The following is a 25,123-nucleotide window of genomic DNA, read 5'->3' as shown; positions in this document are numbered from 1 at the left end:
GACAGCTTTCGGCGAATTCACGTCCTCGACGGAATGACCGGATTGGATCGGGTAAGACGCTGTCCGTTTTTCCAGCAAGCCCCCTCCAGAGCGGACCGGCCGCTTTCGGCCACTTCCCGCCTCGCCATGTAGCGTCACTGAATAGCTGGGTTGGGTGGATATGCGACGGTCTGCTCCCGCGCAAAACTTAACAAGAGCAGACGTTCAATGCCTGTCTATTCGCCCCTTCCAGGAAATAGAAACGATCCGCTCCAATGCGTATATCAGTTATCGCTCAATAAGCGAGAAGCAATAGACAAAGCCTCATTACGACTTGTAGCCGCAATGATTGGAAAACCCCAAAAAGCTTGAAAACCCGGGGCAAACGACTTAATTGCAACACGCTTTAGCGTATTTTCTTCGACCACAATCATTGCTAAGACTAAACTGCGTAAGCGAATTTTATGCTTCTTCATCCAAAGTGCCGTACGCTTCTTTTCCTCTTTGCTGTGTTCATGGTCATTGGAAGGTGGATCTTGCGTCAAAATAACGAAATGTCTTCCGCGAGAGAGCAGTTCTTCGAAGTCAGCTAATTCGTCATCGTGGTCATGTCCCGGCTCGTCCGCGAAGCTCATCCATACGATCGGGAAATTTTCACAGTTCATTGTCATTTCAGAAGTCCTTTCTTCGTGTATCAGATAGACAGAGATCGAACATTGCGCCACGACAACAGCATCGCTATCAATCCAGGCAAAGTAATCGCAATGATCGCAACGATAAGCAGGTTGTACCCGTCGCGGATACCGTCGACGACTCCGCCTAACGTGTTCAGAAACACAAGAAGGCCGCCAAATATGAGTGTGCCCCAACGCGCCCGTTTACCCGTAGACAACGCAAGCAGCGGCGGTATTACCCAGCATCCGTAATAAGCTGAAATCATTATTATTTGATCGGAACTGAACGTGATGGCAGGCGTAACGTTGCCCGAAGCTTGTTGAGAATTCAAGTATGTAAAAATCTGGATCGCCATGAATATCGAAACACCTGCTGCTGTGACGAGCCACGCAACTGCCGTTCTTAGATCTGAATCTTTCATCCTTACTTTCTCCTCAAATGAATTCGACTGGCGGCCAATCACTGTTGGTATTTCTGCTGCCTAATCGGTCGCCTCCAAGACAATCACCAACGATATCCGACGCTTGCGGTGAAGCGGCGCACTTCTCCATAGTTGCAAGAAGTAATGGCGCTGCAAGCACCGACATAGCGTCGGTCGGCGATATTCGAGACGTTCAAGGCGAAGCGCCATCCATCTCTGACATAGTGCACGGCGGCGTCGAATAAGATATATTCCGGAACTTTGAATGTATTGAGCGCGTCGGCATATGAGTGCCCTACGTATCGCAGCCCCGCCCCGAAGCCGAGCCCTGCCAAATCGCCGGTTGCTATCGTATAGTCTGCAAAAATCGAAGCGAGCGTGCTCGGTGTCGCGACGGGTGTCTTTCCGATTTGCCCGATTGAGCCCCGAGTGATGGCGATATCAAAGGTGGTAAATGATCCTACTAAGCTCAGCTCTCTGTTGATGTTGGCGACGATCTGGGTCTCGAAACCCTTCGATCGCGTCTCGCCGATTTGAAGCTGATTGAAGGGATTTGTCGGGTCTGCCGTCAACGTGTTGGATTGCGTCAGATCGAACAGTGCGAAAGTGGCCGACAGGTTGGACGCCGGAGGCTGATACTTGAGTCCGGCTTCGTATTGATCGCCCGTCACCGGTTTATAAGGCGTGCCTGCGATGTTTGTCCCAACTTGCGGGTTGAAAAACGTTGAGTAGCTGAGGTACGGTGCGAAGCCGCTGTCGAAATTGTAAATCAGAGCATAGCGCTGCGTACCAATATTAGCTTCTTGGTGAGTCTTGGTGTTTCTTAATTTGTCGTCGACGTCATTCGTCGTGAAATCACCCCGTCCGCTGACGACAAGTTTCAGCCCATCGGTCAATTTGATTTGATCTTGCGCGTAGATGCCGATTTGCTGAAAGGCGTCCCTGTTTAACAGGTAGGGGAAGACCGGCGCGGCCGGGACGCCGTAATTCGGTGCCAGGATGTCGAAACTAGCCACAGGGCCGCTGCCCGCTTGAGTGTCGTGCAGTTGGTACCGTTTGTAATCCAATCCGACCAAGAAGGTGTGTCCGAATAGGCCGTCGTCAAACCGAGCGGTCAACTGATTGTCCACATTGAATACGCGCGCTTGTGACGTCAAACGGTATCGCGCGCGAGGTATTATTGTTTGAAGTGCGTCGAAATAACCTTGGCCCGAAAATAACAGAGTATCCAGGCTCTCTACCTGCGAGTATCGAAGGTTTTGGCGGAATGTGAACGTGTCGTTGAACGCGTGTTCAAACTCATACCCAACGTGGAATTGTGTTCGCCTGAAAGTATCGAGTTTCGGGTCCGCTATGTTGAATGATCGGGGGATCCGGAGCCCCAATGCCTGCGGCCGTACCGTTCCGTAGTAGGGAAGAAACGGGCTCAGCCGACCCGTATCGTCATACTGAAAACTAGCAAGCAGGGTGAAAGACGTTGCCCCGTCGGGCTTGTAAGTGATTGCAGGCGCGATGTATCCGCGATTATCTTCCACTCCATCCACCTGGGTTCCGCCTTGCCGACCTATTCCTGTGATGCGGTAGAGCCAATGACTATCGGTCGTGGACGGGCCTCCGAAGTCGAACGCAAGGTACTTCTGTCCGAACGATCCTCCGCCCGTCTCCACATGACCGAACGGCACTTCGGTTGGTCGCTTCGTGATCAGATTGATGATTCCCCCAGGACCTCCCTGGCCAAAGAGAACCGCGGCAGGACCGCGTAATACATCGATGCGTTCCAAGCCAAAATTTTCAGCCTGGAATCCGGAAAAACTATACCCGACGAGTTGAAGCCCGTCTTTGTACACACCAGTTCCAGTCGCATCGAACCCGCGAATGCTGAAAAAATCCCCGATCGTTGCTGGGCCGGGCGTACTGTAGACGCCTGCGGCGTAAGCGATCGCATCCGACACAGTGTGCGGCTGCAAGTCGTCGAGCTGTTTGCGACCGATTACGGTGATTGACTGCGGAGTTTCATTCAGGGGCGTATCTGTCTTCGTCGCCGTAGCTGATCGTCGCGCGACGTAGCCATCAATCGGTCCGCGCGGATCGTCGGTTGAGCTATGGCCGGTGACCGACAGTGGCTCCAACGATACAGCGGTGTCTGCCGACCCAGGAGCGGTCGCCGTTCGCCGTTGTGGATCCATATTCTGGGCATATACCTCAGTGGCCATGAGTGTAAGACACAGGCCCGCTAGCAGATACATCGTGCCGCAGCGGCTGTGCGCCTCCAGTGATTGAAGACGTTTGTGTGATTCGCGCAGCGAGATACGTACAGCCAGAGGATGGAACGTTTCTCGCCTCACTACCGTGTGCATCTCAGACCTCGGTCACCTTAGCTCAGTGGAGCAGATGCAAATTGCATCTTTCGCGGGGAGCCTCGACGAGGTATCACAGTTCCTTTTTCATGGGTCGCCAATATCTTCATATGAAACGCCAATCGACATCCCTTGAATTTAGAACAATTCAAGGTAAGTTTGCCGCCGGTTACGTGTACGATCGTCACGTTCACGAGCAGGCGCAACTCATCTTCACTGTGTCGGGCACCATCCAGGTGACGACAGATATGGGACGTTGGCTCGTTCCACCGCAGTTGGCTGTCTGGGCCCCGACGAACGCTGCGCATAGTGTGGAAGTCGTTTCGAATGCCGAAAGCTGGTCAGTCTTCTATGATGCTCAAGCATATCGCTCTTGGGCGCCGCGATCTTTGCCGGATAGACCTTTCGCGGTTCGTATGACTCCTATCCTGCGGGAGCTTCTACGGGGCCTCTTCGGGACTTCTCCAGAGTCCGAAAAGGCAAATCTTATGGTTCGGCTCATTCTCCACGAGCTTACCGAATATACGGACTCGCCAATTTTTCTTCCTTTGCCCGCCAGTGATCTTGGCAGGCGCCTAGTAAATTTGGCAATGGCTGATCCAATGTGCAGCCTCAACCTTTCTCAGTTGGCCGAAGCCGCCGCAACTTCACCACGCACCGTCAGCCGAATTTTTCCAGATGAGACCGGACTGACCTTCAAACTTTGGCGTCAACGCGCTCGTATATTCACGGCGATCGAACGTCTGGCGGCGGGAGCCGACATTACTGAGGCCGCGGCGTACGCGGGGTTTGCCTCAATCAACACGTTCGCGTACTCGTTCCGAGAAGTGACTGGCACTTCGGTATATAAATTCGGGAAATGAGCATTGCCACATAGGTGTCAGCTCCACCGAGGCCGGTGTTCAGATGAGAATGGTTGGTGAGCTGGATTCCCGAAACGGTTTGATGTGCGGTCGGCGTCACCGACGCCAGTTTGAAGCGGGTCAGGCGATAGCCTGAGTGGTGTCTCGGAGAGAGCCAATGACGTTGATGGTCGCTTGGAGCACGACTTCGACGTCCGCGGTCTGGAACGCGAGCCATCAGGGGGGCGCGTACCACCGTCCCTCGGTGTCGAACGGGAAGAGCGCGATCTCCGGGCGGCGGGTGGGGACCATCCGACCGTCTAACTTGACCGGCATTCTGGACCGAGCAGTGGGAGGCTATTGCACGGCCGCTTTTGAGACACGCCGGTGGCTGTCCGCGCGGCTGGGTTGGGTCGGAAGCCGTAGGACCGCTTGGGGTGGTTTTCCACCAGTCGGCTTTCGAGCGTCAAAATCATAAACCAGACATCCGAGCTACATCCGCTCTTTGACGCCGGAGCTCACGAGCCACCAGTTGACCGGGTAGCTGGTGAGGAAGCCCGCCACCATGGCGACCTGCATCGCGAACCAGAACTCGACCGAGTTCACCGACGCCCGGTCCCCCGCGAGGTGCGGGAACAGGTAGAACTGGGCGAAGGCCATGAACCCGTACATGCCGACCTGCCACGAGATCAGCGACAGGGTGTCGGCCTTCACGGCTGCGACCAGTCCCTCGCCGGGCGACAGCCCCCGCATCGGCACGATGGCATAATACTGGAACACGATGCCGAGCGCGTAGGCGAACACGAAGTCCAGGATCCAGACCGCGTACATCTTCTCCTCGAACAGCGAGTGCCAGCCGAACCAGACCGCCACCGCCGGCACTAGGAAGGCCAGCCACTCGGCGGCGACGTCGCCCAGCATGCAGCCGCTGCCGCAGTGGAGCGCGCCCTTGCCGACCATCACCGGGAACGGCGTCCGCGTCATGTTCGGGGGCTTCTCGTCCCGCTCCATCGCGTGGTGGTGCGCCTCCATCGTGGCGAGCCGCCCGTAGCGGTAGTAGGCCCACACCACGGCGAGCGTGCCGAACAGGGCGCAGACCGGCCAGACGACGTTCATCACCGCCATGTGCTGCGGGTGACGGATCACTTGCACCGACAGGAGGAGCGAGCAGGCGGCACCGAGCAGCAGGGACGCGACGGCCAGCGCGTGGAGCCAGCCTGGGGCGGCGAAGGCGGCGCTCAATGGTGCACCGCCAGCATCCAGACGGCCATGGCGACCATCATCACGTTCTCGGTCAGCGAGACGAAGCCGAGAGGCACCTTGCTCGACCCGCCGACGCAGGCGCACTTGATGTCGCGCTTGTCGACGTAGACGGCCTTGAACACCGAGACCGCCCCGACCGTGCCGATGAACAGCGCCACCGGGATCGAGATCCAGTTCAGGGCGCCCGCGACCATCAGCACGCCGGCGATGCCCTCCAGGAACGGGTAGGCATAGGCATAGCGCACCCAGCGCCGTCCGAGCAGGTCGTAGCCCAGGAACATCGACGAGAAGCTCTCGACGTCCTGCAGCTTGAGGAGCGCCAGCACGCACATGCTGAAGGCGATGAACCACTCGGCCGCGCGCATCGTCAGCGGCGTGCCGTACACGGCGTAGCTCGCCGCCAGCGCCATCAGCGCAGTCATCGAGAACACGGCGATGACGGGCGTGTAGGTCGTGGCGTTCGGGTCGTTGGCCGCCTTGCCGAATTGCCGCTGCAGGTCGTCGAAGCCGCCGACGCGCTCGCCGTTGATGAAGGTCTGAGGCGTGGACTTGACCTGGTGCTCGGCCTTGAAGCGGTCCGTCTGCGCCCGGTCGGTCAGGAGGTGGTCCTCGACCTCGAAGCCCTGGCGTTCGAGAAGATCCTTGGCCTTCAGGCCGTACGGGCAGGTGTGTTCGGGGGTGACCATCCGATAGAGGACGGCTTTGCGGCTGGCGGTGGCTTGCATCGGAAGCTCCGAATGGGACGATGGACCGGTCCCGTCCTGCGCGCTCCCGGTGCGGGGCGGCGGGCGGGGTCGCTCGTCATGGGTTGCGGAAGGTTGTGAACCTTCCCATCATAGTAAGGTCAACACGGGGTTGGTTCCGTCATGAACATCGGCCAGGCTGCCCGGGCCTCCGGGGTTTCGGCCAAGATGATCCGGCACTACGAGAGCATCGGCCTCGTGCCCCCGGCCGACCGGCGGGACAGCGGCTACCGGGACTACGGCGCCGCCGACCTGCACCGGCTCGGCTTCATTCGGCACGCCCGGGACCTCGGCTTCTCCCTGGAGCGCATCAGGGTACTGCTCGGCCTCTGGAGCGACCCCGGCCGGAGCAACGCCGACGTGAAGGCCATCGCCAGGGCGCACGTCCGGGAGCTTGAGGATCGCGCCCGCCAACTCAACGAGATGGCCGATGCCCTGCGCACCCTGGCGGACGCCTGCGACGGCGACGGGCGACCGGACTGCCCGATCATCGCCAGTCTGGAGACCGGGGCGGACGTCCCGGCCTGCCACGCGTCCCCCGCCCCGACGGCGTCGGCACCCCCGGCGCCTCGCGGGAAGGCCCGGGCAAAGCGTTGAGGACGGGACGGCCCCGCTCGCAATGCCCGGACGGCCGCCTCACATCCTCATCGACTTGCCCATTCCCTCGCAGCAGCAGCCCTTCTTGCCGCCCTTCATGGACATCGACGCCGGCGGCTTGGCACACATCCCCTTTCCGGACTTGCCGCAGCACCCGGCCGCCATGGCCGGGGTCAGCGAGAGGGCGATGAGGGCGGCGGCGGTCATGAGACGCTTCATGTTCGTTCTCCTTCGATGGTCCGTTTGCACCCCGGCGTTCCGGGAAGTTGGCTCGGAGCCTACTTGCCGTGCGCCTTCAGCCACGCCTCCATGTCGGAGATCTCCGTGGTCTGGTCGTCGATGATCTTTTGGGCCATCGCCTTGGTGGCCGGGTCCTTGGCGTGCTTCAGCGCCACCTTGGCCATGGCGACCGCGCCCTTGTGGTGCGGGATCATGTGCGTGCGGAAGTCCACGTCCGGGTCGCCGGTGTAGGCGACGTCCATGTCCTTCATCATCGCCATGTCAGCGGCCTTGAAGTCCTTGGTCGAGGCGTTGTCCTTCGGGTCCGGCTTCATCGAACCCATCGAGCCCATGTCCTTGCCGGACATGGAGCCGTGATCATGCATGCCCTGCGCGAGGGCGGCGCCGGCCAGCCCGGTCGACAGCAGCGCGGCGGCGACGACGGTGTGGATGCGGGTCATGTGCATGGTCCTCACGATGCTGGGGGTCAGTTGAATTTGCCGCTGGCGGTTTCGCCGTCGGGGCCGGTGAGCTGCACGGCGCCCTTCGGGCTGTCGCCGAGCGCCGTCGCGGCCTTTCCGGTCATGCGGTTGCCGTCGGCGGGCTCCAGGGGCACGCGGGCCGGCTTGCCGCCGACGACGAGGATGGCGGTGCCCTTGAAGCCGGCCGCGGGGACGGGCTTCTGACCCTCGTCGGACAGGAAGACATCGACGGTCTCGCCCTTGGCGACGAGCTCGACGTGGAACTTGCCGGCGTCCGTCACCCGGCCGCCGTGCTGGCCGGCGGTCTCGTGGGCGCAGACGGCCGACGCCGTGAGAAGGGCGGTGATCAAGGCCAGCCTGGGTAGGATCATCGTGGGTCTCCTGGGATGAGAGGGTCAGTAGGCCTCGGCCGGGCGCGGGCGCGCGCCGTCCGGGGATAGGTGGGCCGACGCCTCGGCGTGAAGGGCGCGCAGCCGCTCCAGGGGCCTGCGTCCGAAGCGTAGGAACAGGACCGGGGTCAGGAAGGTGTCGAGCAGCGTCGCGCTGACGAGGCCGCCGAAGATCGTCACCGCCACCGGGTGCAGGATCTCCTTGCCCGGGCTCGTCGCGTCGTAGAGCAGCGGCACCAGGGCGACGCCGGCCGAGAGCGCCGTCATCAGCACCGGTGTCAGACGCTCCAGGCTGCCGCGCACCACGAGGTCGGGCCCGAACGGCACGCCCTCGTGCAGCGACAGGTTCAGGTAGTGGCTGATCTTCAGGATGCCGTTGCGCGCGGCGATGCCGGTCAGCGTGATGAAGCCGATCATCGACGCCACCGAAAGCGGCTGCCCGACGAGCCACAGGGCGGCGACCGAGCCGATCAGGGCCAGGGGCACGTTGCCCATGATGATGAGGGCGAGCGCCGCCGAGCGGTAGCGGCTGAACAGGATGGCGAAGACCAGGGCCAGGGACAGCGCCGAGAGCGCCGCGATGGTCCGGCTCGCCTCCTCCTGCGCCTGGAATGTCCCCTCCAGGCTGGTGAAGAAGCCCGGCGGCAACGGCTCCTTCGCCACCGCCTCGCGGATGGCGGCGACGATGGTCGCCATGTCGCTGCCGCCGTCGGTGTTGGCCTGGACGACGATGCGGCGGCGGGCGTTCTCGCGCAGGATCTGGTTCGGTCCGTCCGTCTCGCGGATGTCGGCGACCTGGCGGGCCGGCACCCAGCCCGAGGGCGTCTCCAGGAGAAGGTCGCCCAGTCCCGCCGTGGTCCGGCGGTCCTCGGACAGGCGCAGCACCACGTCGAAGCGGCGCACGCCGTCGACCACCGTCGAGACCACGCGACCGTTCGACAGGCGGCTGATCTGCTCGACGACCGCGGCGGGCTGCACCCCGTAGAGGGCCGCCCGGGTGTAGTCGACCCGCACCTCAAGCTGCGGGATGCGCACCTGCCGCTCGACCTGCAAGTCGGCGAGGCTCGGAATCGCGGCCAAGCGGTCCCGGAGGGAATTGGCCACCCGCCGCAGGGCGTCGAGGTCCTCGCCGTAGACCTTCAGGGCGATCTCGGCGCGCACACCCGAGAGCATGTGGTCGAGCCGGTGCGAGATCGGCTGGCCGACGTTCACCGCCACCGGCAGGGCGGCGAGGCGCCCGCGGATGTCGGCGACCAGCGCCTCCTTCGGCCGCTTCCGTCCCTCGTCGAGGGCCACCTCGATCTCGGAGGCGTGGACGCCCTCGGCATGCTCGTCGAGCTCGGCCCGGCCGGTCCGGCGGCCGACCGCCTTCACCCCCGAGATGTCCAGCAGCAGTTTTTCCGCGATCAGCCCGACCCGGTTGCTCTCGGCGAGCGAGATGCCCGGGTTGAAGGTCATGTTGACCGTGAAGGAGCCCTCGTTGAACGGCGGCAGGAAGGCCCGGGGCAGGTTCCAGGCCGCGACCCCCGCGGCGACGACCGCCACGGCGACGGTGCCGACCAGCAGGCCCTGGTGCCGGAAGGCGACCCGCAGCAGGGCTGCGTTGCCCCGCTTGAGCAGCTTGAGGAAGCGGCTGTCGTGCTCCTCCAGGTTCTTCAGACCAGGCAGCAGAAGCGAGGCCAGCACCGGGGTCAAGGTTATGGAGGTGAGCAGGCTCGCCAGGATCGAGATGATGTACGCCTGCCCCAGGGGCGCGAAGAGCCGGCCCTCAATGCCCGAGAGCGCGAACAGCGGCACGAACACCAGGATGATGATGAGCGTCGCGTAGACGATGCCAGAGCGGACCTCGTTCGAGGCCTCGACCACCACCTGGAACACGCTCCTCGGGTTGCCCTCCCGCCGGTTCTCGCCGAGCCGCCGGTAGATGTTCTCGACGTCGACCACCGCGTCGTCGACGAGCTCGCCGATGGCGATGGCCAGCCCACCCAGCGTCATCGTGTTGATGGACAGCCCGAACAGGTGGAACACCACCGCGGTCGTCAGCACGGAGACCGGGATGGCGAGCAGCGAGATGGCCGTGGTGCGCACATTCAACAGGAAGGCGAACAGCACCACCGCCACCACTAGCACGGCCTCGACGAGGACGCGCTCGACGTTGCGGATCGAGGTCTCGATGAAGTCGGCCTGCCGGAACAGGACCTGGTCGGCCTTGATCCCGCCGGGCAGTGTCGGGTTGAGCTCCTTCAGGGCGGTCTCGATGTTGCGGGTCAGCCGTACCGTGTCGACGTCCGGCTGCTTCTCGACCGAGACAATGACCGCGGGCTTGGCCATGTAGCCGGCGTCGCCGCGCTTCACCTTCGCGGCGAAGGACACTTCCCCGAGCTGGCGCAGGTACACGGGCGCGTCGTTGACCGTCGTGACCACGAGGTTGCGCAGGTCGTCGAGGCGCATGGTCCGGCCGATGTTCCGGATCAGGTACTCGCGCGCGTTCTGGTCGGTGAAGCCGCCGCCGGCGTTGTTACCGAACTGGGCGAGCGCCGTCTCAAGCTGGGCGTTCGTCACCCCGAGCGCGCGCATCGCCGCCGGGTTCGGGCTGACCCGGAACTGGCGCACCTCGCCGCCGATGGGGATGACCTGGGCGACGCCCGGGATGGTCAGCAGCCGGGGCCGGATGGTGAAGTCGGCGACCTCGCGCACCTGCATGGGGCTCGCGGTCTCGCCGGTCACCGCCACCAGCAGGATCTGGCCCATGATGGAGGAGATCGGCCCCATCACCGGCGTGACGCCCCGCGGGAGTTGGTCCTGCACCAGTGAGAGCCGCTCGGCGACCTGCTGCCGATTCCGGTAGATGTCGGTGCCCCAGTCGAACTCGACGTAGGTGATCGATAGCCCCACGCCCGAGACCGAGCGCACCCGGCTCACCCCCGGCAGCCCGTTCATCCGGGTCTCGATGGGATAGGTGACGAGTTGCTCGACCTCCTGGGGCGCGTATCCTTCCGCCTCCGTCATGATGGTGACGGTCGGACGGTTGAGGTCGGGGAAGACGTCGACCGGCAGCTTGGTCGCGGAGAAGGCTCCGTAGAGCACCAGCACCGCGGCTAGCGCGAGGACGAGAAGGCGGTTGCGGACCGACTGGCCGACGAGGAAGGTGAACATCGGGCGGCCCTCCTCAGCGGACCTGGTCGAGGAGTTCGGCACCCTGGGTCACGACCCGCTTACCGGGCCCGACCCCCTCCGCCACCAGCACGCGGCCGCCGTCGAGCGGCTCGACCCGGACCGGCCGCGCCTCGAAGCGCTCGGCGGTTGTGTGCTCGTAGACGACGTCCTGCCCGTTGCCGGTGCGCACGACCGCCGCGCGCGGCAGCGCCAGGCCGGTCTGCTCGCGGTCGGTGCCGGCGAGGACGGTGACGAACTGCCCGACCCGCAGGCCCGAGGCGTCACCCTGGACGGCGAACTGGACCGGGATGGCTTGGTTGCGGTCGGCGAGGCCCGAGCCCTGGTAGGCGAGCTTCAGGGTCCGTCCGTCCGCGAGCCGGGCGGTGGCGTTCTGCGCCGGTGTCAGGGCGTCGAAGCTCAGCGCCTCGACCCAGAGGCGGTTCGGATCGACGATCTGGAAGACCATTTGCCCGGGGCTGGCCATCTGGCCGGCCACGGCCGCGGCCTGCGCGACCACGCCGTCGACGGGCGACACGAGCGGCTCGGGCTGCTGCCGGATCTTGTCGAGGGCCGCGCGCCGGTCCTGGAGGCCCTGGAGCTCGGCCAGGGCGTCGTCGAGCTGGGTCTGGGCCACCGCACCGGTGAGCGCGAGTCGCTTGTAGCGGTCGACCCGGCGCTCGACGATGGAGATCTGCTGATCGAGGTTTCCCTGGGTCTGGCGCATGTCCGAGACGTCGACCGCCTGGATCGGCGGGGTGACGGTGGCGAGCACGTCGCCCTTGCGCACCTTCGTGCCGAGGCGCGGAAAGATGCCGGAAGGGGGCGGCGACAGGCGGCCCCCGACCGAGGACTGCACGACGCCGCTGGCGTTGGGGTCCGGGATGATGCGGCCCGGGAGCTCGACCGAGCGGTGGAACCTACCCTGCTCGGTCATGGCCGTGCGCAGGACCAGGAGCCGCTGAGTGGGCTTCGGCACGAAGACCGAGCCATCGGGCAGGCGCTGGGCGAGATCGGATGAGCCGGGAGCGACCTGCCGCGGCTCGGTCAGCGCGGCCCCTTGCACGGGGGCGCCGTGGTCCTCGTCGCCGTGCGCGAAGGCGGCGGTGCCCAGCACCAGGGTTATGCCGACGGCGAGCAGCGCCAGCGCCGGGGCGCTGCGGCGCCCCCGCGCGAGCCCGGTCACGAGCATGCCGAGGAGGAACGCGACGGCGACCGCCGCGAGGAGGGTCGGGTCCTTCTCCGCGATGCGCGTGCGGACGGCTCGGGCGGCCTCCGAGACGCGCGCCGTCGCGGACCGCAGCGGGGCCGCCGAGGGTGCGGCCGCGGCCGGCCCCGCCATGGCCTTCCCGTCCGGGACGGTGACCGTGACGGGCAGGACGTCGACGTCCGTGCCCGCCGTGACGGTGACGGCGAACTCGTGCCGCCCGGACTTCGACAGCCAAGCGGCGGGCAGAGCGTAGCCGCCCTCGGCCGTGGCGGTCGCGACCTTGGGACCGTCCGGGGTCTCGACCTCGACGGTCGCGCTGTTCACCGGCTCGTTGGTCCGAAAGCGGTCGAGGAAGAGCGTCAGGGTGCCGTCGCGCGGGATGGCGACGAGTTCGAAGGTGTCCGAGAGCGCCTCGCCGCGCGGGGCGATGGTCTTCGAGACGGGCGGCTGGGCGGCGCCGTGGTCGTGGCCCTCGTGGGCGAGCGCGGGCCCCGCCAGAACGGCGGCGAGCAGCGCCACCACGCGCAGGGCGGCGGCAAGACGGGTCGACATGGAAACGGTGTCCTCGGCGGATGGGATGCCGGGTGCGGCCACGGAGGGCGCACCTCGGGTGTCGCGCGCCTCAGGCGCGCCTCATCTCACGCGAGGGTTCGTGGGGGCTTGGGCAGGGCCTCGGGGCCGATGCCGGCGGGGCCGGCGACGTCGCGCGGGACCAGCGTCACGGCGCGGAACAGGGACGGCGCCAGCCCGAGGGGGCCACCGAGGACGCCGGTGGCGCAGCACGCCATCGTCCCACAGCAGCGGGTCTTGCAGTTCGGCCGGCAGCAACCGTCCTCGGTCGGCTCGATGCGCGCCATCTCGACGGCGACGAGCGGAACCTCGGACCACGCCGGGGCCTCGGCACGCATCGCGGGCTTCGCCGGTACGGCCACGGTCTTCGCGACCGGGGCGGCCGGCTTGGGCTGGGCCGCGGCCATGTGGTGGCCGTGGTGGGCGTGGCCCTCGTGGGCCTGGACGGCGGACGGCGCGACGTAGGCGATGATCGCGAGGATCATCGCCGCCATCAGCCGCACGATCTGCCGGTCAAGGCTCATGGTTCGACGTTAAACCGGTTCGCGCGGCAGGACCATGGCCGCGGCTCGGACATGAATGCGGGGCTGCAGGTTTGGTTTCCGGCCGGGGACTTCAAGCCGCCGCCGACATCGGCTCGGCCGGGAAGCCGACGGCCGCGATGGCCTGGGCGATCCGGTCTGCCGGGACGGAGGCGCCCGACACCGTGACGAGCTTGGCCCCGAGGTCGACCTCGACCCGGGCGTTCGGCTCTATGCCCTGGACCGCGCGGGTCACCGACTTGGCGCAGCCGCCGCAGCCCATCTTCTCGACCTTGAAGCGATGCATGACGCACTCCCTTGGATGACGTCACACCCAGATGGGGCTTCCCATAGTGGGAAGGTCAAGAGCCGGCACGGGACTGTCAGGCCGGGATGGATGTGACCCACGTGGCGGCGTGGTCCTGATGGCTGTGTCGAATGCCCTCCCAGCCGAGCCAGCCCGTGTAGAGGCCAACCAGCACGATCAAGGCGGCCGACGCGTAGGGGGCCCGCCGGGCGAACGCACTGAAGCCGGACCAGCGGGTCGCCACGTGCCGAACGCTGAGCGCCGCGATGACGCCGGCTGAGACCATCGTGAGCGCCAAGCCGACGCTGAAACAGACGACCAGTGCGAAGCCAAGGCCGAACTGCTTGAGCTGGATGCACAGAAGCAGGACGGTGATGGCGGCCGGGCATGGGATCAGCCCGCCCGTCAGGCCGAACATGACGATCTGGCCGGTCGTCACCTGCCTGCCCGAGAAGCGGCGACGGATGTCCTCCGCGTGGGCGCGAGCATGGGCGTCGTCCTCGTCGCCCAGGTTCATGTGATCGTGGTTGTGCTCCTCGAACGCGACCTCGTGCACTTCGACCCCGGACGGTCCATCCATGTGCAGCCGCGCCGTGAAGGCGTGCGGCTTTGGAATCTCCTCAAGGCTCTCCAGGAACTCGCCCCCGTTGGCGAAGGCGAAGGTCTGACGTCCGCCATCGGGCCGGACCGTCTCGACGGTCAGGTCCCCGGTGGCTGGCAGCGCTCCACGCTCGGCCCTGACGCGCCAGCGCGGCGGCACACCGTCCTCGAATACCTCCAGCGTCAGCAAGCCATTCCGGGTCGGGACGTGCTTCGCCTCGTCGTGATGGTGGTGATGGTCGTGGTGCTGCTCGCGCCATGTGCGCCACGCCATCCAGGCCGCGATGCCGACGATGAGTACCGCGGAGGCGAGCTGAAAGTACGGCTCGCTCGCTTCGCCGCCCCATTCCTGACCGAGGTACTGGCCGGCGAGCGCGATGGCCCACACCACGGCCGTGTGCGAGAGCGTCGCCGCAAGCCCGAGCAGGACCGCCTGGGTGACCGTGCCCCGGACCGCGACGATGAAGGCGGCCATCATCGTCTTCGAGTGGCCCGGCTCCAGGCCGTGCAGGGCGCCGAGCAGGATCGCGCTCGGCACGAACAGCCAGGCATGCGCGGTCCCCTGCTGAAGCAGGTCAGGCAAGGAGGTCATGGGGTCTCGTCACTTGAGATAGGTCCGCACCACCTCGATCAGCTCGGCCGCGCCCCGGGCGCGCTCGGCGTCCGGCTCGGCGTCCGGGTTCACGACGTGGTGGCGGATGTGGTCTTCCATCAGCTCGGCGGTCAGGCCGTTGATGGCCCCGCGCATCGAGGCGACCAGCATCAGGACGTCCGTGCAGCCGAGCTCGGCCTCCAGGGCCCGTTCGACGGCCTCCGCCTGTCCCTTGATCCGACGCACTCGCGCCAGGAGCTTGGTCTTGTCCTTGATCGTGTGGGCCATGGGGTCGGCTTTCGCGTCCTCGATGATATATAGGGGGGTACCCTATCTGATGTCGAGCGGAATTCGCCGCTCGGCGGGAGAACGCCCTACCATGAAGAAGGACGACCCCTGCATCTCGGTCTGCCGGTTCGATGGCAAGACGGGGTGGTGCCTGGGCTGCGGCCGCACGGTTCCGGAGATCCGGGCTTGGCGGAAGATGCCCCCCTTCCGGCGGACCGCACTCGCGCGCGAGTTGCCGCGCCGGATCGGTCAGGTCGCCGGGACGAACGCCGAGGCTGACCGACCGCGTGCGGACCGGCGTCGCGGTTGATCGGCTTGGAACGAAGGGGACGCGTCTTCGCGGGTGCCGGCCAGGGGCAACCTCAGCGCGTGAAGCCGAAGGACCCTGCCTCTTCGGCCGGCTCCGCCTCATCGTCCTGCGCGGGAAGTGCGGGAGGATGCCCGAAGGGCCTGTTCACGATGGTGAGCACCTCCGCCGCGGCGAAGATGCGGTTGCGGGCGTAGCCCGTGCGCTCGGAGAGGATGCCCGCTTCGACGAGTTGCTCGACCGCTTGGTTCGCCTGCGCGACGGTGACGTCGAGCAGGCCGGCCAGGCGCTTCACCGTGAGGACCGGGTGGTCGGTGATCAGGTCGAGCGCGCGCGTCGAGGCCGCGCCCTTCCGGAACCTGCGGCGGCCGGTCCAATCCTCGCGCAACGTGGCGAGGGCCGCGCGCGTGACCAGCAACTCGTCCACCGTGGCGACCACCGCATCGGAGACGAAGCCGACGATGGCCTCCCATTCGAGCCGCTGCTGCGCGCCCTTCAGGGCCGCGTAATAGTCGTCCTTGTGCGCGTCGATGTAGGGCGAGAGGTAGAGGGGCACTTGCCCCTCCGCGGCCATCATCAGCGGCAGCAGCAGGCGCCCGACGCGACCGTTGCCGTCCCTGAACGGGTGCACCGCCTCGAAGTGCGCGTGCGCCACCGCCATGCGGACCACGAGGTTCTGCGTCATGGACTGCATGCCCTCGTTCCGCAGGTAGTCGATGGTTTCGAGAAGGCAGGGAAGGACCTGGGCGGGGGGCGGGGGATTCCAGGTGGAGTAGGCGATGTGGCCCTTGCCGCCGATCCAGACCACGCTGTCGCGAAGCTCGCCGGGCACGTCCTTGTAGTCCGTGTCCGACCTCATCACCTCCGCGTGCAGGCGCCGGACCAGGTCGAGGTCGAAGACCCCGTAGCCACGCTCCATCGCATCCGGCAGCACCCGGTCCAAGAGTTGCGCGTAGTCGCGGACCTGCCGCACCTCGGACCGCCCGTCCTCGTCGGCGTCCTCGACGGCGAGGAGCTCGTCGAGCGTGCTGTTGGTCCCCTCGATGGAGGACGAGCTCACCGCCTCCTGACGCTTGAGGATGCGGCTGATCAGGTAGGGGTCGGCCATCTCCCGGGCGATGGCCTGCACCTTCCCGAGGGCGGCGCTGGCCGCGACCAGGCGGTCCAGCGTCCCGTCGAGCGACACGTGGTTCTCGGGCGGGGGAAGCGGCACCACGCCGTAGTGGCTGTCGTGCGGGGCCGGGAGGCGAACCAGGCGCTGCCGTACGGCGTGGGTCAGGCGATCCCGGTTCACAAAAGCCATCCTATGGTGACGTCATGGCATCCATATTATGGGTTTTTGACAATAACCACAACAACGCCCGCTTATCAGCGCCATGATGTGGGCTTTGCCGGTCGGAGCCGCTGGAGGAGCGTCCGCGCTTCCGGACGACCCGGCGACCGGCTCGGACGGCAAGGTCACGCTTGGCGGGACGCCGGCTCCAAGGACGGCTTCCGACGTGCCCCTCGCGCGTACTCCCCCTGGCTGCGGTTCACGACCCACACCACCGAGAGCATCACCGGCACCTCGATCAGCACGCCGACCACAGTGGCGGGCGCCGCGCCCGAGTTGAAGCCGAACAGGCTGATTGCGGCCGCCACCGCGAGTTCGAAGAAGTTCGGCGCGCCGATTGGCGCCGAAAACCGGCGTGATGAAGGCCCAGGTCGACTGGCTGCCGCTCAACGAAGGGTCGGTCCGCCCAACGCAGGGCCGGACGCTCGCGGTGAACCGTGTACCAACTCGCCTGTTACCGACGGGGGCGTGCCTGATGTCGGTTTCCCTGTGCGCTGCTAAGCTTCCTACTGAGCGCTCGCACGATTCGATCAGCAAGAAGCCCTGCCGGCACATGCCCATTCCCGCGGACAAGCAAGGCGATTGGCACGACGCCCTCGAACTGAAGCTCTACCGGACCCACGGCGAGGAATTCGAGAACTTCTTCGCGACGATGATGGAGATGCGGCACGGCGACGGGTTCGAGCGCGTCGCTGCCTCCGGACGGGCCGGCGACCGCAAGTGCGACGGCTTCCTGCATGCCACGGCCGAGGTCTTCCAGTGCTACGGGGCGGCCAAGGGCGGCGAGAACCGCAAGGCGGTCAACGAGACCCTCACGAAGAAGATGGAGACCGACTACGAGGGTGCGGCGCGCCATTGGGCCCGCATGACCCGCTGGCACATGGTCCACAACTTCGTGGACGGGCCCACGGCGGAGCCCCGGCGAAGATCGAGGAGTTGCGGCTGGCGAACCCGCACCACCAACTGCACTTCTTCGGGAAGATGAGCTTCAAGAAGGTGATCTTCTCCCTTGAGGAGCCGGACGTCGTCCGGTTGATCGGGCGGGCCGCGTCGCTGGCGGATTTCGAGAACCTGCAGCCGCCCGAGGTCGTGGCGGTCCTGCAAGCCGTCGTGAAGGCCACCTCCGACGACCTCCCGGATGACGACGAGCCGGCGCCGGTGCCCCGGGACAAGCTCCGCTACAACGCCATCACCGGGGCCGTGGCCCGAAAGGTCGCGATGGGCCAGACCAACTCGGACATCGTCCGGGCGCATATCGACAACGACCCGAACCCGCTCCTCGGCATCACCATCGCGAACGAGTTCCGCCGGCGGTACAAGGAACTCGACCTGCAGGACCTCACCCCGAACGAGGTAATGCTCGGGCTGTACGACGGCATCGTGGGGACCGGGAACCCGACGCAGGAGCGTGACGTCGCCGCCTGGAGCCTGTTGGCCTACCTCTTCACCGCCTGCACCGTCTTCAAGGACCGCCCCATCGAGGTGGCCACGTGATCCTGCCGGCCAAGCATCTGCGCCACGACAGGGCGCTGATCGGCGTCGGCGCCGACGTCCTCGCCGTGCTCGACGGCCCGAGCAGCGTCTCGGCCATCTGGGACGCGGTCCGCGCCGCCCGGGCCCGGCGCCGGGACGCCTCGCCGCTGTCGTTCGACTGGTTCGTCCTCGCCCTCTGCTTCCTGAACGCGGTCTCCGCCGTCGAGCTCGTCGAGGGCGGGCTCGTCGCCCCGTGCGGAGGGCGACGATGATCCTCGGCATCTCGAGCGACCTGCCGGGCTTCAAGACGCTCACCTTCCAGACCGGCCTCAACATCCTCGTGGCTGATACCACTGAGGCCTCGACTGAGGGGCAGACCCGAAACAGCGCGGGTAAGACCGGCGCCATCGAGGTCGTCCACTTCCTATTGGGAGCCGACGCCGGGAAAGGAACGATGTTCCAGGTGCCGGAACTGGCGCCCCACGCTTTCCATGCGACCCTCCGGCTCGGCGACCGGGAGGTCACCGTCTCCCGCCGGGGCGACAACGCGAACCAAGTCCTGCTCGACCCGGACGCCGCCGCCGCCCTCGGCGTGGAGCTGTCCCACGACAAGAAAGCCGACCGCCCGTACCTGTCCGTGAAGCGGTGGCGCGACCTTCTCGGCCACCACTGGTTCGGCCTTCCCCGGGACCCGAAGGGCACCCAGTTTGCGGATGCGCACAGCCCGAGCTTCCGCTCGATGGTCAGCTACTTCGCCCGGCGCAACAAGTACGGCGGCTTCCACTCACCGGAGCGCCAAAACGACAAGCAGCAACCCAGCGACTGGCAGGTCAACCTCTCGTACCTCATCGGCCTGGACTGGCGCGTCCCCCGGGGACATCGAGGAGCTCCGGCTCCGCGAGGCGAGCCTGCGCGAGTTGAAGAAGGCCATCCGCGAGGGCACGTTCGGCAGGATGTTCGGGTCCGTCGCCGAGATCCGCCCGGAGCTCAACCGGGTCGAGGACAGGATGACCCGCCTGCGCGAGCAGACGGCGAACTTCGAGGTCCTGGAGGAGTACCGCGCCTTCGCCCGCGAGGCCGCCGACGCGCGCCGCCGCATCAAGGCCATCGGGCACGAGCTCGTGCAGGCGCGCCAGACCATCGAGCACCTGCGGCGCGTCTCCGAGGTCGAACGCCCCCCGGAATACGCGGCGCTGGACAGGATCTACAAGGCGGCGGGCGTCGAGTTGCCCGGGGTCGTCCTACGGCGCTTCGACGACGTGAAGACGTTCCAACTCTCCGTGGTCGAGAACCGCAAGGCGCACCTCACCGAGCAGGTCGCCGAGACCCAGGCCAGGATCGCAGCGCTCGAAGCGGAGATGGAATCCCTCGACCTGATGCAATCGAAGATCATGCAGGTTCTTGCCGGGAAAGGCGCGCTCGACGACTTCACCCGGATGGGCGAGGAACTCGCCGCCCTGGAGATGCAGGCGACGCTGCTCAAGGAGAAGCTGCGCAACGCCGAGATCCTGGAAGGCAAGAAGAACCAGGCGCAGATCGAGCGGCTGACCCTCCACGAACGCCTCCAGGCCGACCACCGGCAGCGCGAGGACGTGCTCCGCGCCGCCATGCGGCGCATTGATGCCGCCATCGCGGACCTCTACGACGACCGCCGGGGCAACCTGATCGTCGACGCGACGAACAAGGGGCCGGAGTTCCGCATCAACATCCAGGGCGACGGCAACCGCGGCGGCATCGACCACATGGAGATCTTCTGCTTCGACCTGATGCTGTACCAGGCGGCGCAGGAACGCTTCGACGGCGGTCCCGGCTTCCTCATCCACGACAGCCACCTCTTCGACGGAGTCGACCCGCGGCAGGTCCGCTCGGCGCTCCTCCTAGGCAAGTCCGTCATCGACGGCCTGGGAGGGCAGTACATCGTCACCCTGAATTCCGAGACCCTTCCGCTGCTCAGCCTCGACGCCGAGACCGCGGACGACATCCTGACGCCGCGCCTGTCGGACAACGAGGCCGGGGGCCTGTTCGGCATTCGCTTCGAGCTCAAATAGCCTTTTAGCGCCCAGGACTTCACTCTGTTCGACATCAGCCTGCGGCACGCCGAGCGATGCCGCGGCGGTACGTGGTCCTGAACGCCTTGGAAAAGTCCGCAACCCAGCGTCGGATATGTGAATTGATTTAGTTTGCCGTTTGCTCGCCTCTACCCGAGCGAATACCTCTAACTGAAAGATCATTCGTGATGAGACGCATGGCTTAACATCTCACTGGCCGTGATGTGCCGCCGCGTGTCGAGCCTCCGCATCCCGCATGGCACTAGAGCCCCTAGGGTCTACTGGTCGAACGCCCACCAGCAAGATGCCGTGTAGGGCGATCTCGGCGGCCAAGCCGTGTTAATTAGCCCGGCCCGAGGGCATGAAAGAGCTCTGACCCGCGGCGAGCTCCGGGCCGGCCACCTGGCACGCTGGGGCTGGGACCGCCTGTTCGCCGTGGCCAACTCGCTCGGCTACGAGGTCGTCATCACCCTCCGCCCCCGTACACCGTCCGCCGCCGCCTGAAATCCGGACACCGTCCATCGTTCGGACACCGTCCGCGTTGTCGATTGCGACGCCCAGGCGGACCATGCCTCCACACCCAGGAGGCCTGCATGTACGACGACGAACCCGGCGAGTTCCCTACCCCCGTCGACGACTTCTTCCCCAAGCCCGGTGCGCTGCCCGTCCCCCCGCCCCAGGAGACCGAGGCCGAGCGCAAGAGGCGCGAGCGGCAGGAGCGCAAGGACGCCGGCCTGCCCGATCCCCGCATCGTCGACGCCGCCATCGCGCAGGCCTTCGCGGACGTCTGCGTCCTCGGGGAGGCACCCCGGCGCATCATCCGCGACCGCTCGACGGACAAAGTGCTCGTGTACCTACGGGCCGTCGTCGAGGGCGCGCTCCGCATCCTGGTCGACAAGGGCTACCGCAAGGAAGTGGCGGTGACCGTCATCCTCCGCCGGCTCAAGCTGGGTTGAGCGGACGGCGTCCGCCTCGGGCGTTCCCAGATTTTTCGTTACAGACTGCCCAAGTAACGGGGCGCTAACTAACAACCGAGATCCCCGCCTGCGCCGGTGTCCAACTCCCCCGCGCAGGCCAGGGACAACCCTCGAAACCGGGTCGACGGTGAGTCCCCGAGCTGGGATCGTGCCTCCACACCAGAGGAGGCCCCCATGACTGCTCACGCGATTGCCTCGACGTTCGACCGCGGTGGCCTCGCTCTCGCCGGCGTGGCGGCCTCCATCATCCAGGACCGCCGCGACCTGCAAGCCGACCTCGATGCCGAGCAGGCCGTTCGGAACCTTAGCGCCGCCCAGCGCGCCGTGTTCGCCGTGGAGCGCCAGCGCCAGGCCCTCGTAGCCGCGCAGAAGGAGGTCATCCGCGTCCGCGCCGAGGCCGCCTCCATCCGTGCCGAGAACGCCAGGCTCCGTGACGAGCTCGCCCGGATGCGCAGCCGCGCCCTGGAGGCCGAGGGCCGGCTGGTTCGCCTTGGGAAGGCCGCCGCCGCCCGCCGCGCGGCCTAGCGTCAGCACACGTGCGCACACTGTCAGCACGTGTGCGCACGACAAAGTGTGCACGGGGCAAGCCACAATACTGAAATCGCATCCCATGCGCGGCAGGCTGACGCAGGCGTGCGCAGGCAAAGAAAAGGCCCGCCTCCTCCCGGGGGGCGGGCCTTGTCCGTTCCAGGAGGTGGGCTCAGGCGGCGACGCGGTAGCCGGGGACGCTCGCGGGATCGCGGGCGAGGTCGGCCCGGACGGCGTCGTAGCGCTCGTCGCCCGGGGGCGTCGGCGAGGAGAACCGCAGGCGCCCAGGCGGGGTACTGCTGGCACCGGGACAGGCCCGGGATGGGATGGGCACCGAGCAGGTGGTCCGAGACGCGCTGAACGCCGAAATCGAGCAGGCGGCGGCACTCCTCGTCGGAGAGCGACCGCAGCCAGGATTCGGCGGCCTCATCGAGGGCGCGGAGATCCGGCTCCGGCTCGGCCGAAAGGCGGGACGTCGCGTACGCTCTGGCGAGGCGACCCCACTCCCGGACGGCGTCCGCCGCCTCAGCGAGAGACGCCTTCCGGACGGCGTCCGCAGCCTGGACGGCGTCCCGAGCGGGCTCCGAGGGGGCAGGTGTCGGGGCCGCGGCGGCCCGGACGGCGTCCATAGCCTCTTCCACTTCGAGGCCCGCCGGGGCCGGCGGGGCGAACATGGCCCGGAGAACCCAGCGGCCTCCCTCGTAGACCATCTTGGGGACGGCGAGCATCGCGGCGATGGTGGCGGCGAGCATGGCGGCGAACTTGCGCATTGGGGGTGGGTGTCCTTGAGAGGGTTACGAGGGATATTGTCGGCGGGGCGGCGCAAGGGACCAGCGCCGGGCTAGGCCTCCGCCGTCCCGAAGATCTGCTCGCGGAGTTCGGTGCGGACCTGCTTCCGATGGCGCCAGACCGCGGCCAGGGCCTGGCTGGCCTCGATCACGGAGAGCTCCGGCAGCGACCCTAGGACGTGCCCCGCGTGCGAGTGCGACCGCCCCCAGCCGATGTTGTTGTCGAGGCTCGCCCGGTCCTCGTCGTAGCTGCATAGAACCTGCACCGCGGTCAGGACGGCCCGGCGGACATCGGGGTCCTGGGCCCGGGCCAGCCAGTCGTTGGACGGGTCCCGGGCAAGGCGCTCACGGACCCGGGCGATGGCCTCGTCGACCTGAACGGTCAGCTTCTGCGCGAGGTCGGCGACGGCAATCTTCGGTACGTCGTCGACTTCCATGGGCTCGCGCAGAAGCTCCTCCGCGATGGTCCTCTTCTTCACGGGCCACGCCCAATGAAGCTTGTCGAGGCTCTCCCGGAGCGCGGCCAGGGCGGCCCGGCTGTCGTCGGCGACGATGCGGGCTGAGTTCTCCCGAGCCTCCCTCTTCATTTCCTCCGCGCGCGCGAGGCGGAGGTCGTCCCGGGCGAGTGCCTCGTCGGCGGCAGCCAGCGCGGCGTCGAGCGCATCGGGGGCCGCGGCCGGGTCCTCCCAGCACAGGGGGATGACCCTGCCGCCGTCGCGCTCGGCCGTCCCCCAGGAGAACCCGACGGCTCGGAGCGCGTCCCGGGCGACGTTGTAGGCGCGCGAGTACCGCTCCTCGTCGCCCTCTCCGGCCCAGAGGACCTTCGTTCCGTTCCTGGTCTGCACCTGGCGGAGCCGGCGCCACGAGAGCCCGAGGGCGGCCGCCGGAAGAGAGGCCTCGACGGGGAGGGGCTCGTCGAAAGGGCGCGAGACCGTCGCGGCGGCCGATGCGGCGATGGCCGCGACGGTGATGGCTAGGAGGATGAGGGTGAACACGGCGGCGGGCTCCTGGATGGCTGAACGCTGACAGCATTCCAGCACTCTCGACCTGTCGTTTCAAGAACAATCTGCGGCGCTCAAAACTTCAAACTTCAAGAACTTTGAAGTTTCGGAGTGTTCGGCGCTCCATGCAAAAGTGACGCAGGTTATTCCAATACCGCTGGACGCGAGTAGGCTTACAGCATGCCGGTCGGATTCGCCGCCCTGCGCGCTGACTACTTCCTTCGAAAGTCGAAAGATCGCCCATGTTCATGGAAGCCATGATGCGGGAGCTCGCCTCCCGATCCGACGAGGACGCCCCCAAGCCCCCGACGTTCATCGCACAGGCCCTGCGCGACGAGGCCGCCTACTACGACCGTTACGTCCCGTTCCAAGTCGGAGACCTCGTCACCGCGCGGAAGGGTACGCCGTTCAAGGGTGAGGGTGAGGCGCACATCGTCATCGCCATCATCGATGAGGCGGAGCACGACCTGAGCCTCGGCGACATCGGGTCAACCGGCCACGGCAGGCGTCATGACATGCGCGTGCTGCGCTGGGTGAACGGCTGCTTCTTCCCCTTCTGGGTGGAGAGTGCCTGCTTCAAGCGCTGGGTCGATCCCCACGCCGACGTCGCTGCGTCGGCCGCCGGCACCGACACGGCAGCGGCGTGACCGCCCCGGCTGACACGACGGCCGTCCTCGCGCTCCTCCGGGAGCGCGTCGACGCGGCCGGGTCGCAACGGGCCTGGGCCTCGGCCCACGGCCTCAGCCACTCTTACGTCGGGGAGGTCCTGCGCGGCAGCCGGGCCCCCGGCGCCCGCGTCCTGCAGGCGCTCGGCCTGCGGAAGAGCGTCACCTTCCAGCCCGTCGAGGGAGGCCGTTGATGCGGCGTCCCCAGACTGTCGATGCCCACGTCTATGCCGACCCGAATCCGGTGACGGTCGCGATCATCATGGCGACGAAGGGTGCCGAGATGGCAGCCGAGCGCTGGCACTGGTGCGAGCCGAGGACCCTGGCCACGCTGGCCCGCATCGGGCGGGCTCGTACCGGGATGGCGCCGCAGGGTACCCGCATCCGGACGTCGGCCCTCGCCGGTCGGCAGGCCATCGCGGTTGAGGCGGCATTCGTCCTCGATAGCCTGCAGGCCGTCGACACCGCGCTGGGCGTCCCCATCAACTCGACCCGATCAGCCCTTCAGGCCCGTGGGCTGCCCGTGCCCCGGAACGCCGCCTCGCGCAGCATCGAGGGCCAACTCGGCCGCCGCATCAAGCTCGGCGACGAGACCGCCCTGGCCGAGCGGGAGGCGCGCCGGGCCCACGCCCGTGCGGTCTGCGACGTCCTTGCCGCGGCCCTCGCCCTAGTGCCGGAGCAGCCCCGCGCCGGTCGGTTCCGCCTCCCTCCCGTCAACGACGACCTGCTGGCCGCGCTCGCCGGCATGTCCGCGGCCGCCGTGGCCGCCGTGTTTCCAGCCCTTTCAGAGTGACC

The 25,123-nt window shown here is 66.6% G+C and carries 30 protein-coding genes and 2 pseudogenes; 13 read left to right on the top strand and 19 right to left on the bottom strand.

Annotated features, from left to right (window positions below; translation table 11 throughout):
- Positions 1-263: 263 nt before the first annotated feature.
- The 3 genes from BKE41_RS30325 to BKE41_RS30315 all read right to left on the bottom strand — a co-directional run bounded on the left by BKE41_RS30325 (position 264) and on the right by BKE41_RS30315 (position 3,432).
- Positions 264-614, bottom strand: a complete 351-nt coding sequence (locus tag BKE41_RS30325; protein ID WP_245295960.1) for a hypothetical protein — start codon at positions 612-614, stop codon at positions 264-266.
- A gap of 59 nt (positions 615-673) precedes the next feature.
- A complete protein-coding gene (locus BKE41_RS30320; protein WP_083374357.1) occupies positions 674-1,075 on the bottom strand; it encodes a hypothetical protein in 402 nt (133 codons plus the stop codon).
- Positions 1,076-1,158: 83 nt separating this feature from the next.
- Positions 1,159-3,432 (bottom strand): TonB-dependent siderophore receptor, encoded by a 2,274-nt coding sequence (locus BKE41_RS30315; protein ID WP_107645306.1) that lies wholly within the window; start codon positions 3,430-3,432, stop codon positions 1,159-1,161.
- Positions 3,433-3,521: 89 nt separating this feature from the next.
- On the opposite strand from BKE41_RS30315, the gene BKE41_RS30310 reads away from it, so the two are divergent.
- Entirely contained in the window at positions 3,522-4,295 is a 774-nt protein-coding gene (locus BKE41_RS30310) for a helix-turn-helix transcriptional regulator (RefSeq protein WP_083374355.1), read from the top strand.
- A 471-nt stretch (positions 4,296-4,766) separates the two neighbouring features.
- On the opposite strand, the gene BKE41_RS14015 is transcribed toward BKE41_RS30310, so the two are convergent.
- Together BKE41_RS14015 and BKE41_RS14010 are read right to left on the bottom strand one after the other, a co-directional pair.
- Positions 4,767-5,516: a DUF4396 domain-containing protein gene (locus BKE41_RS14015; RefSeq protein ID WP_012319503.1), complete on the bottom strand. Its 750-nt coding sequence runs from the start codon at positions 5,514-5,516 to the stop codon at positions 4,767-4,769.
- Entirely contained in the window at positions 5,513-6,262 is a 750-nt protein-coding gene (locus BKE41_RS14010) for a glutaredoxin (RefSeq protein WP_012319502.1), read from the bottom strand. The genes BKE41_RS14015 and BKE41_RS14010 overlap by 4 nt, the downstream gene beginning before the upstream one ends.
- 141 nt (positions 6,263-6,403) lie before the next feature.
- Here BKE41_RS14010 and cueR point away from each other — a divergent pair, with 141 nt between their 5' ends.
- On the top strand, positions 6,404-6,877 hold the full coding sequence (gene cueR / locus BKE41_RS14005; RefSeq protein ID WP_012319501.1) for a Cu(I)-responsive transcriptional regulator: 474 nt from the start codon (positions 6,404-6,406) through the stop codon (positions 6,875-6,877).
- 39 nt (positions 6,878-6,916) lie between these two features.
- On the opposite strand, the gene BKE41_RS14000 is transcribed toward cueR, so the two are convergent.
- The 9 genes from BKE41_RS14000 to BKE41_RS13960 form a co-directional block, all read right to left on the bottom strand.
- Complete coding sequence (locus tag BKE41_RS14000) at positions 6,917-7,096, bottom strand: hypothetical protein (protein ID WP_012319500.1); 180 nt, start codon at positions 7,094-7,096, stop codon at positions 6,917-6,919.
- A gap of 59 nt (positions 7,097-7,155) precedes the next feature.
- On the bottom strand, positions 7,156-7,557 hold the full coding sequence (locus BKE41_RS13995) for a DUF305 domain-containing protein (RefSeq protein WP_012319499.1): 402 nt from the start codon (positions 7,555-7,557) through the stop codon (positions 7,156-7,158).
- 26 nt (positions 7,558-7,583) lie between these two features.
- The gene (locus tag BKE41_RS13990; protein WP_012319498.1) at positions 7,584-7,949 is read right to left on the bottom strand and encodes a hypothetical protein; all 366 of its coding nucleotides are present in this window, start codon (positions 7,947-7,949) and stop codon (positions 7,584-7,586) included.
- Positions 7,950-7,973: 24 nt separating this feature from the next.
- Entirely contained in the window at positions 7,974-11,123 is a 3,150-nt protein-coding gene (locus BKE41_RS13985) for an efflux RND transporter permease subunit (protein WP_043757766.1), read from the bottom strand.
- A gap of 13 nt (positions 11,124-11,136) precedes the next feature.
- Positions 11,137-12,882 carry an efflux RND transporter periplasmic adaptor subunit gene (locus BKE41_RS13980; RefSeq protein ID WP_012319496.1) on the bottom strand — a complete coding sequence of 582 codons (1,746 nt, stop codon included), beginning with the start codon at positions 12,880-12,882 and terminating at the stop codon, positions 11,137-11,139.
- An 86-nt stretch (positions 12,883-12,968) separates the two neighbouring features.
- Positions 12,969-13,424: a hypothetical protein gene (locus tag BKE41_RS13975; RefSeq protein WP_012319495.1), complete on the bottom strand. Its 456-nt coding sequence runs from the start codon at positions 13,422-13,424 to the stop codon at positions 12,969-12,971.
- 91 nt (positions 13,425-13,515) lie between these two features.
- On the bottom strand, positions 13,516-13,728 hold the full coding sequence (locus BKE41_RS13970; protein ID WP_012319494.1) for a heavy-metal-associated domain-containing protein: 213 nt from the start codon (positions 13,726-13,728) through the stop codon (positions 13,516-13,518).
- Positions 13,729-13,804: 76 nt separating this feature from the next.
- Entirely contained in the window at positions 13,805-14,920 is a 1,116-nt protein-coding gene (locus BKE41_RS13965) for a nickel/cobalt efflux transporter (RefSeq protein ID WP_012319493.1), read from the bottom strand.
- A gap of 9 nt (positions 14,921-14,929) precedes the next feature.
- Entirely contained in the window at positions 14,930-15,208 is a 279-nt protein-coding gene (locus BKE41_RS13960; RefSeq protein WP_012319492.1) for a metal/formaldehyde-sensitive transcriptional repressor, read from the bottom strand.
- Between BKE41_RS13960 and BKE41_RS13955 the strand changes: the two genes are divergently transcribed.
- Positions 15,207-15,518, top strand: a complete 312-nt coding sequence (locus BKE41_RS13955; RefSeq protein WP_335633136.1) for a DUF1289 domain-containing protein — start codon at positions 15,207-15,209, stop codon at positions 15,516-15,518. The two genes, BKE41_RS13960 and BKE41_RS13955, sit on opposite strands and share 2 nt — an antisense overlap.
- 52 nt (positions 15,519-15,570) lie before the next feature.
- Here BKE41_RS13955 and BKE41_RS13950 read toward each other — a convergent pair whose 3' ends face one another.
- Together BKE41_RS13950 and BKE41_RS13945 are read right to left on the bottom strand one after the other, a co-directional pair.
- Positions 15,571-16,809, bottom strand: coding sequence for a Fic/DOC family N-terminal domain-containing protein (locus tag BKE41_RS13950; protein WP_012319490.1), 1,239 nt, complete (start codon positions 16,807-16,809; stop codon positions 15,571-15,573).
- A 164-nt stretch (positions 16,810-16,973) separates the two neighbouring features.
- Positions 16,974-17,195, bottom strand: a pseudogene (locus tag BKE41_RS13945) (arsenical-resistance protein); the annotation flags it as partial.
- A gap of 2 nt (positions 17,196-17,197) precedes the next feature.
- Here BKE41_RS13945 and BKE41_RS30840 point away from each other — a divergent pair.
- The 4 genes and pseudogenes from BKE41_RS30840 to BKE41_RS13930 all read left to right on the top strand — a co-directional run.
- A pseudogene (locus BKE41_RS30840) lies at positions 17,198-17,290 on the top strand (arsenical resistance protein ArsH); the annotation flags it as partial.
- Between the two features lie 111 nt (positions 17,291-17,401).
- A complete protein-coding gene (locus BKE41_RS31655; protein WP_041372323.1) occupies positions 17,402-17,833 on the top strand; it encodes a hypothetical protein in 432 nt (143 codons plus the stop codon).
- On the top strand, positions 17,785-18,342 hold the full coding sequence (locus BKE41_RS13935; RefSeq protein WP_147021477.1) for an ABC-three component system protein: 558 nt from the start codon (positions 17,785-17,787) through the stop codon (positions 18,340-18,342). The genes BKE41_RS31655 and BKE41_RS13935 overlap by 49 nt, the downstream gene beginning before the upstream one ends.
- Positions 18,339-18,593 (top strand): ABC-three component system middle component 6, encoded by a 255-nt coding sequence (locus BKE41_RS13930; protein WP_012319489.1) that lies wholly within the window; start codon positions 18,339-18,341, stop codon positions 18,591-18,593. Before BKE41_RS13935 ends, BKE41_RS13930 begins: the two co-directional genes overlap by 4 nt.
- 152 nt (positions 18,594-18,745) lie before the next feature.
- Here the strand turns inward: BKE41_RS13930 and BKE41_RS30305 are convergent, their stop codons facing one another.
- A complete protein-coding gene (locus tag BKE41_RS30305) occupies positions 18,746-18,988 on the bottom strand; it encodes a hypothetical protein (RefSeq protein ID WP_051516180.1) in 243 nt (80 codons plus the stop codon).
- A 250-nt stretch (positions 18,989-19,238) separates the two neighbouring features.
- Between BKE41_RS30305 and BKE41_RS30300 the strand changes: the two genes are divergently transcribed.
- The 3 genes from BKE41_RS30300 (at position 19,239) to BKE41_RS13915 (ending at position 21,871) form a co-directional block, all read left to right on the top strand.
- The gene (locus tag BKE41_RS30300; RefSeq protein ID WP_083374354.1) at positions 19,239-20,369 is read left to right on the top strand and encodes an ABC-three component system protein; all 1,131 of its coding nucleotides are present in this window, start codon (positions 19,239-19,241) and stop codon (positions 20,367-20,369) included.
- A gap of 593 nt (positions 20,370-20,962) precedes the next feature.
- Positions 20,963-21,325: a hypothetical protein gene (locus BKE41_RS13920; RefSeq protein ID WP_012319488.1), complete on the top strand. Its 363-nt coding sequence runs from the start codon at positions 20,963-20,965 to the stop codon at positions 21,323-21,325.
- 195 nt (positions 21,326-21,520) lie between these two features.
- Entirely contained in the window at positions 21,521-21,871 is a 351-nt protein-coding gene (locus BKE41_RS13915) for a hypothetical protein (RefSeq protein WP_012319487.1), read from the top strand.
- A gap of 175 nt (positions 21,872-22,046) precedes the next feature.
- On the opposite strand, the gene BKE41_RS32150 is transcribed toward BKE41_RS13915, so the two are convergent.
- Both BKE41_RS32150 and BKE41_RS13910 read right to left on the bottom strand, forming a co-directional pair.
- The gene (locus BKE41_RS32150) at positions 22,047-22,208 is read right to left on the bottom strand and encodes a hypothetical protein (RefSeq protein ID WP_245295959.1); all 162 of its coding nucleotides are present in this window, start codon (positions 22,206-22,208) and stop codon (positions 22,047-22,049) included.
- 507 nt (positions 22,209-22,715) lie between these two features.
- Positions 22,716-23,657, bottom strand: a complete 942-nt coding sequence (locus BKE41_RS13910) for a hypothetical protein (protein ID WP_070999600.1) — start codon at positions 23,655-23,657, stop codon at positions 22,716-22,718.
- 248 nt (positions 23,658-23,905) lie between these two features.
- On the opposite strand from BKE41_RS13910, the gene BKE41_RS13905 reads away from it, so the two are divergent.
- From BKE41_RS13905 to BKE41_RS13895, 3 genes are read left to right on the top strand one after another with little or no spacing between them, the layout of a single operon-like run.
- Positions 23,906-24,310, top strand: a complete 405-nt coding sequence (locus tag BKE41_RS13905; protein ID WP_070999599.1) for a hypothetical protein — start codon at positions 23,906-23,908, stop codon at positions 24,308-24,310.
- Positions 24,307-24,522 carry a hypothetical protein gene (locus BKE41_RS13900; RefSeq protein WP_070999598.1) on the top strand — a complete coding sequence of 72 codons (216 nt, stop codon included), beginning with the start codon at positions 24,307-24,309 and terminating at the stop codon, positions 24,520-24,522. Before BKE41_RS13905 ends, BKE41_RS13900 begins: the two co-directional genes overlap by 4 nt.
- A complete protein-coding gene (locus BKE41_RS13895; RefSeq protein WP_070999597.1) occupies positions 24,522-25,121 on the top strand; it encodes a hypothetical protein in 600 nt (199 codons plus the stop codon). Before BKE41_RS13900 ends, BKE41_RS13895 begins: the two co-directional genes overlap by 1 nt.
- Positions 25,122-25,123 lie beyond the last annotated feature (2 nt).

Origin of the sequence: Methylobacterium sp. C1, assembly GCF_001854385.1 — a bacterium.
Taxonomy (GTDB): Bacteria; Pseudomonadota; Alphaproteobacteria; order Rhizobiales; family Beijerinckiaceae; genus Methylobacterium; species Methylobacterium radiotolerans.
The sequence above is the reverse complement of the archived record's forward strand: the minus strand, read 5'-3'. Positions and strand labels throughout refer to the sequence as shown.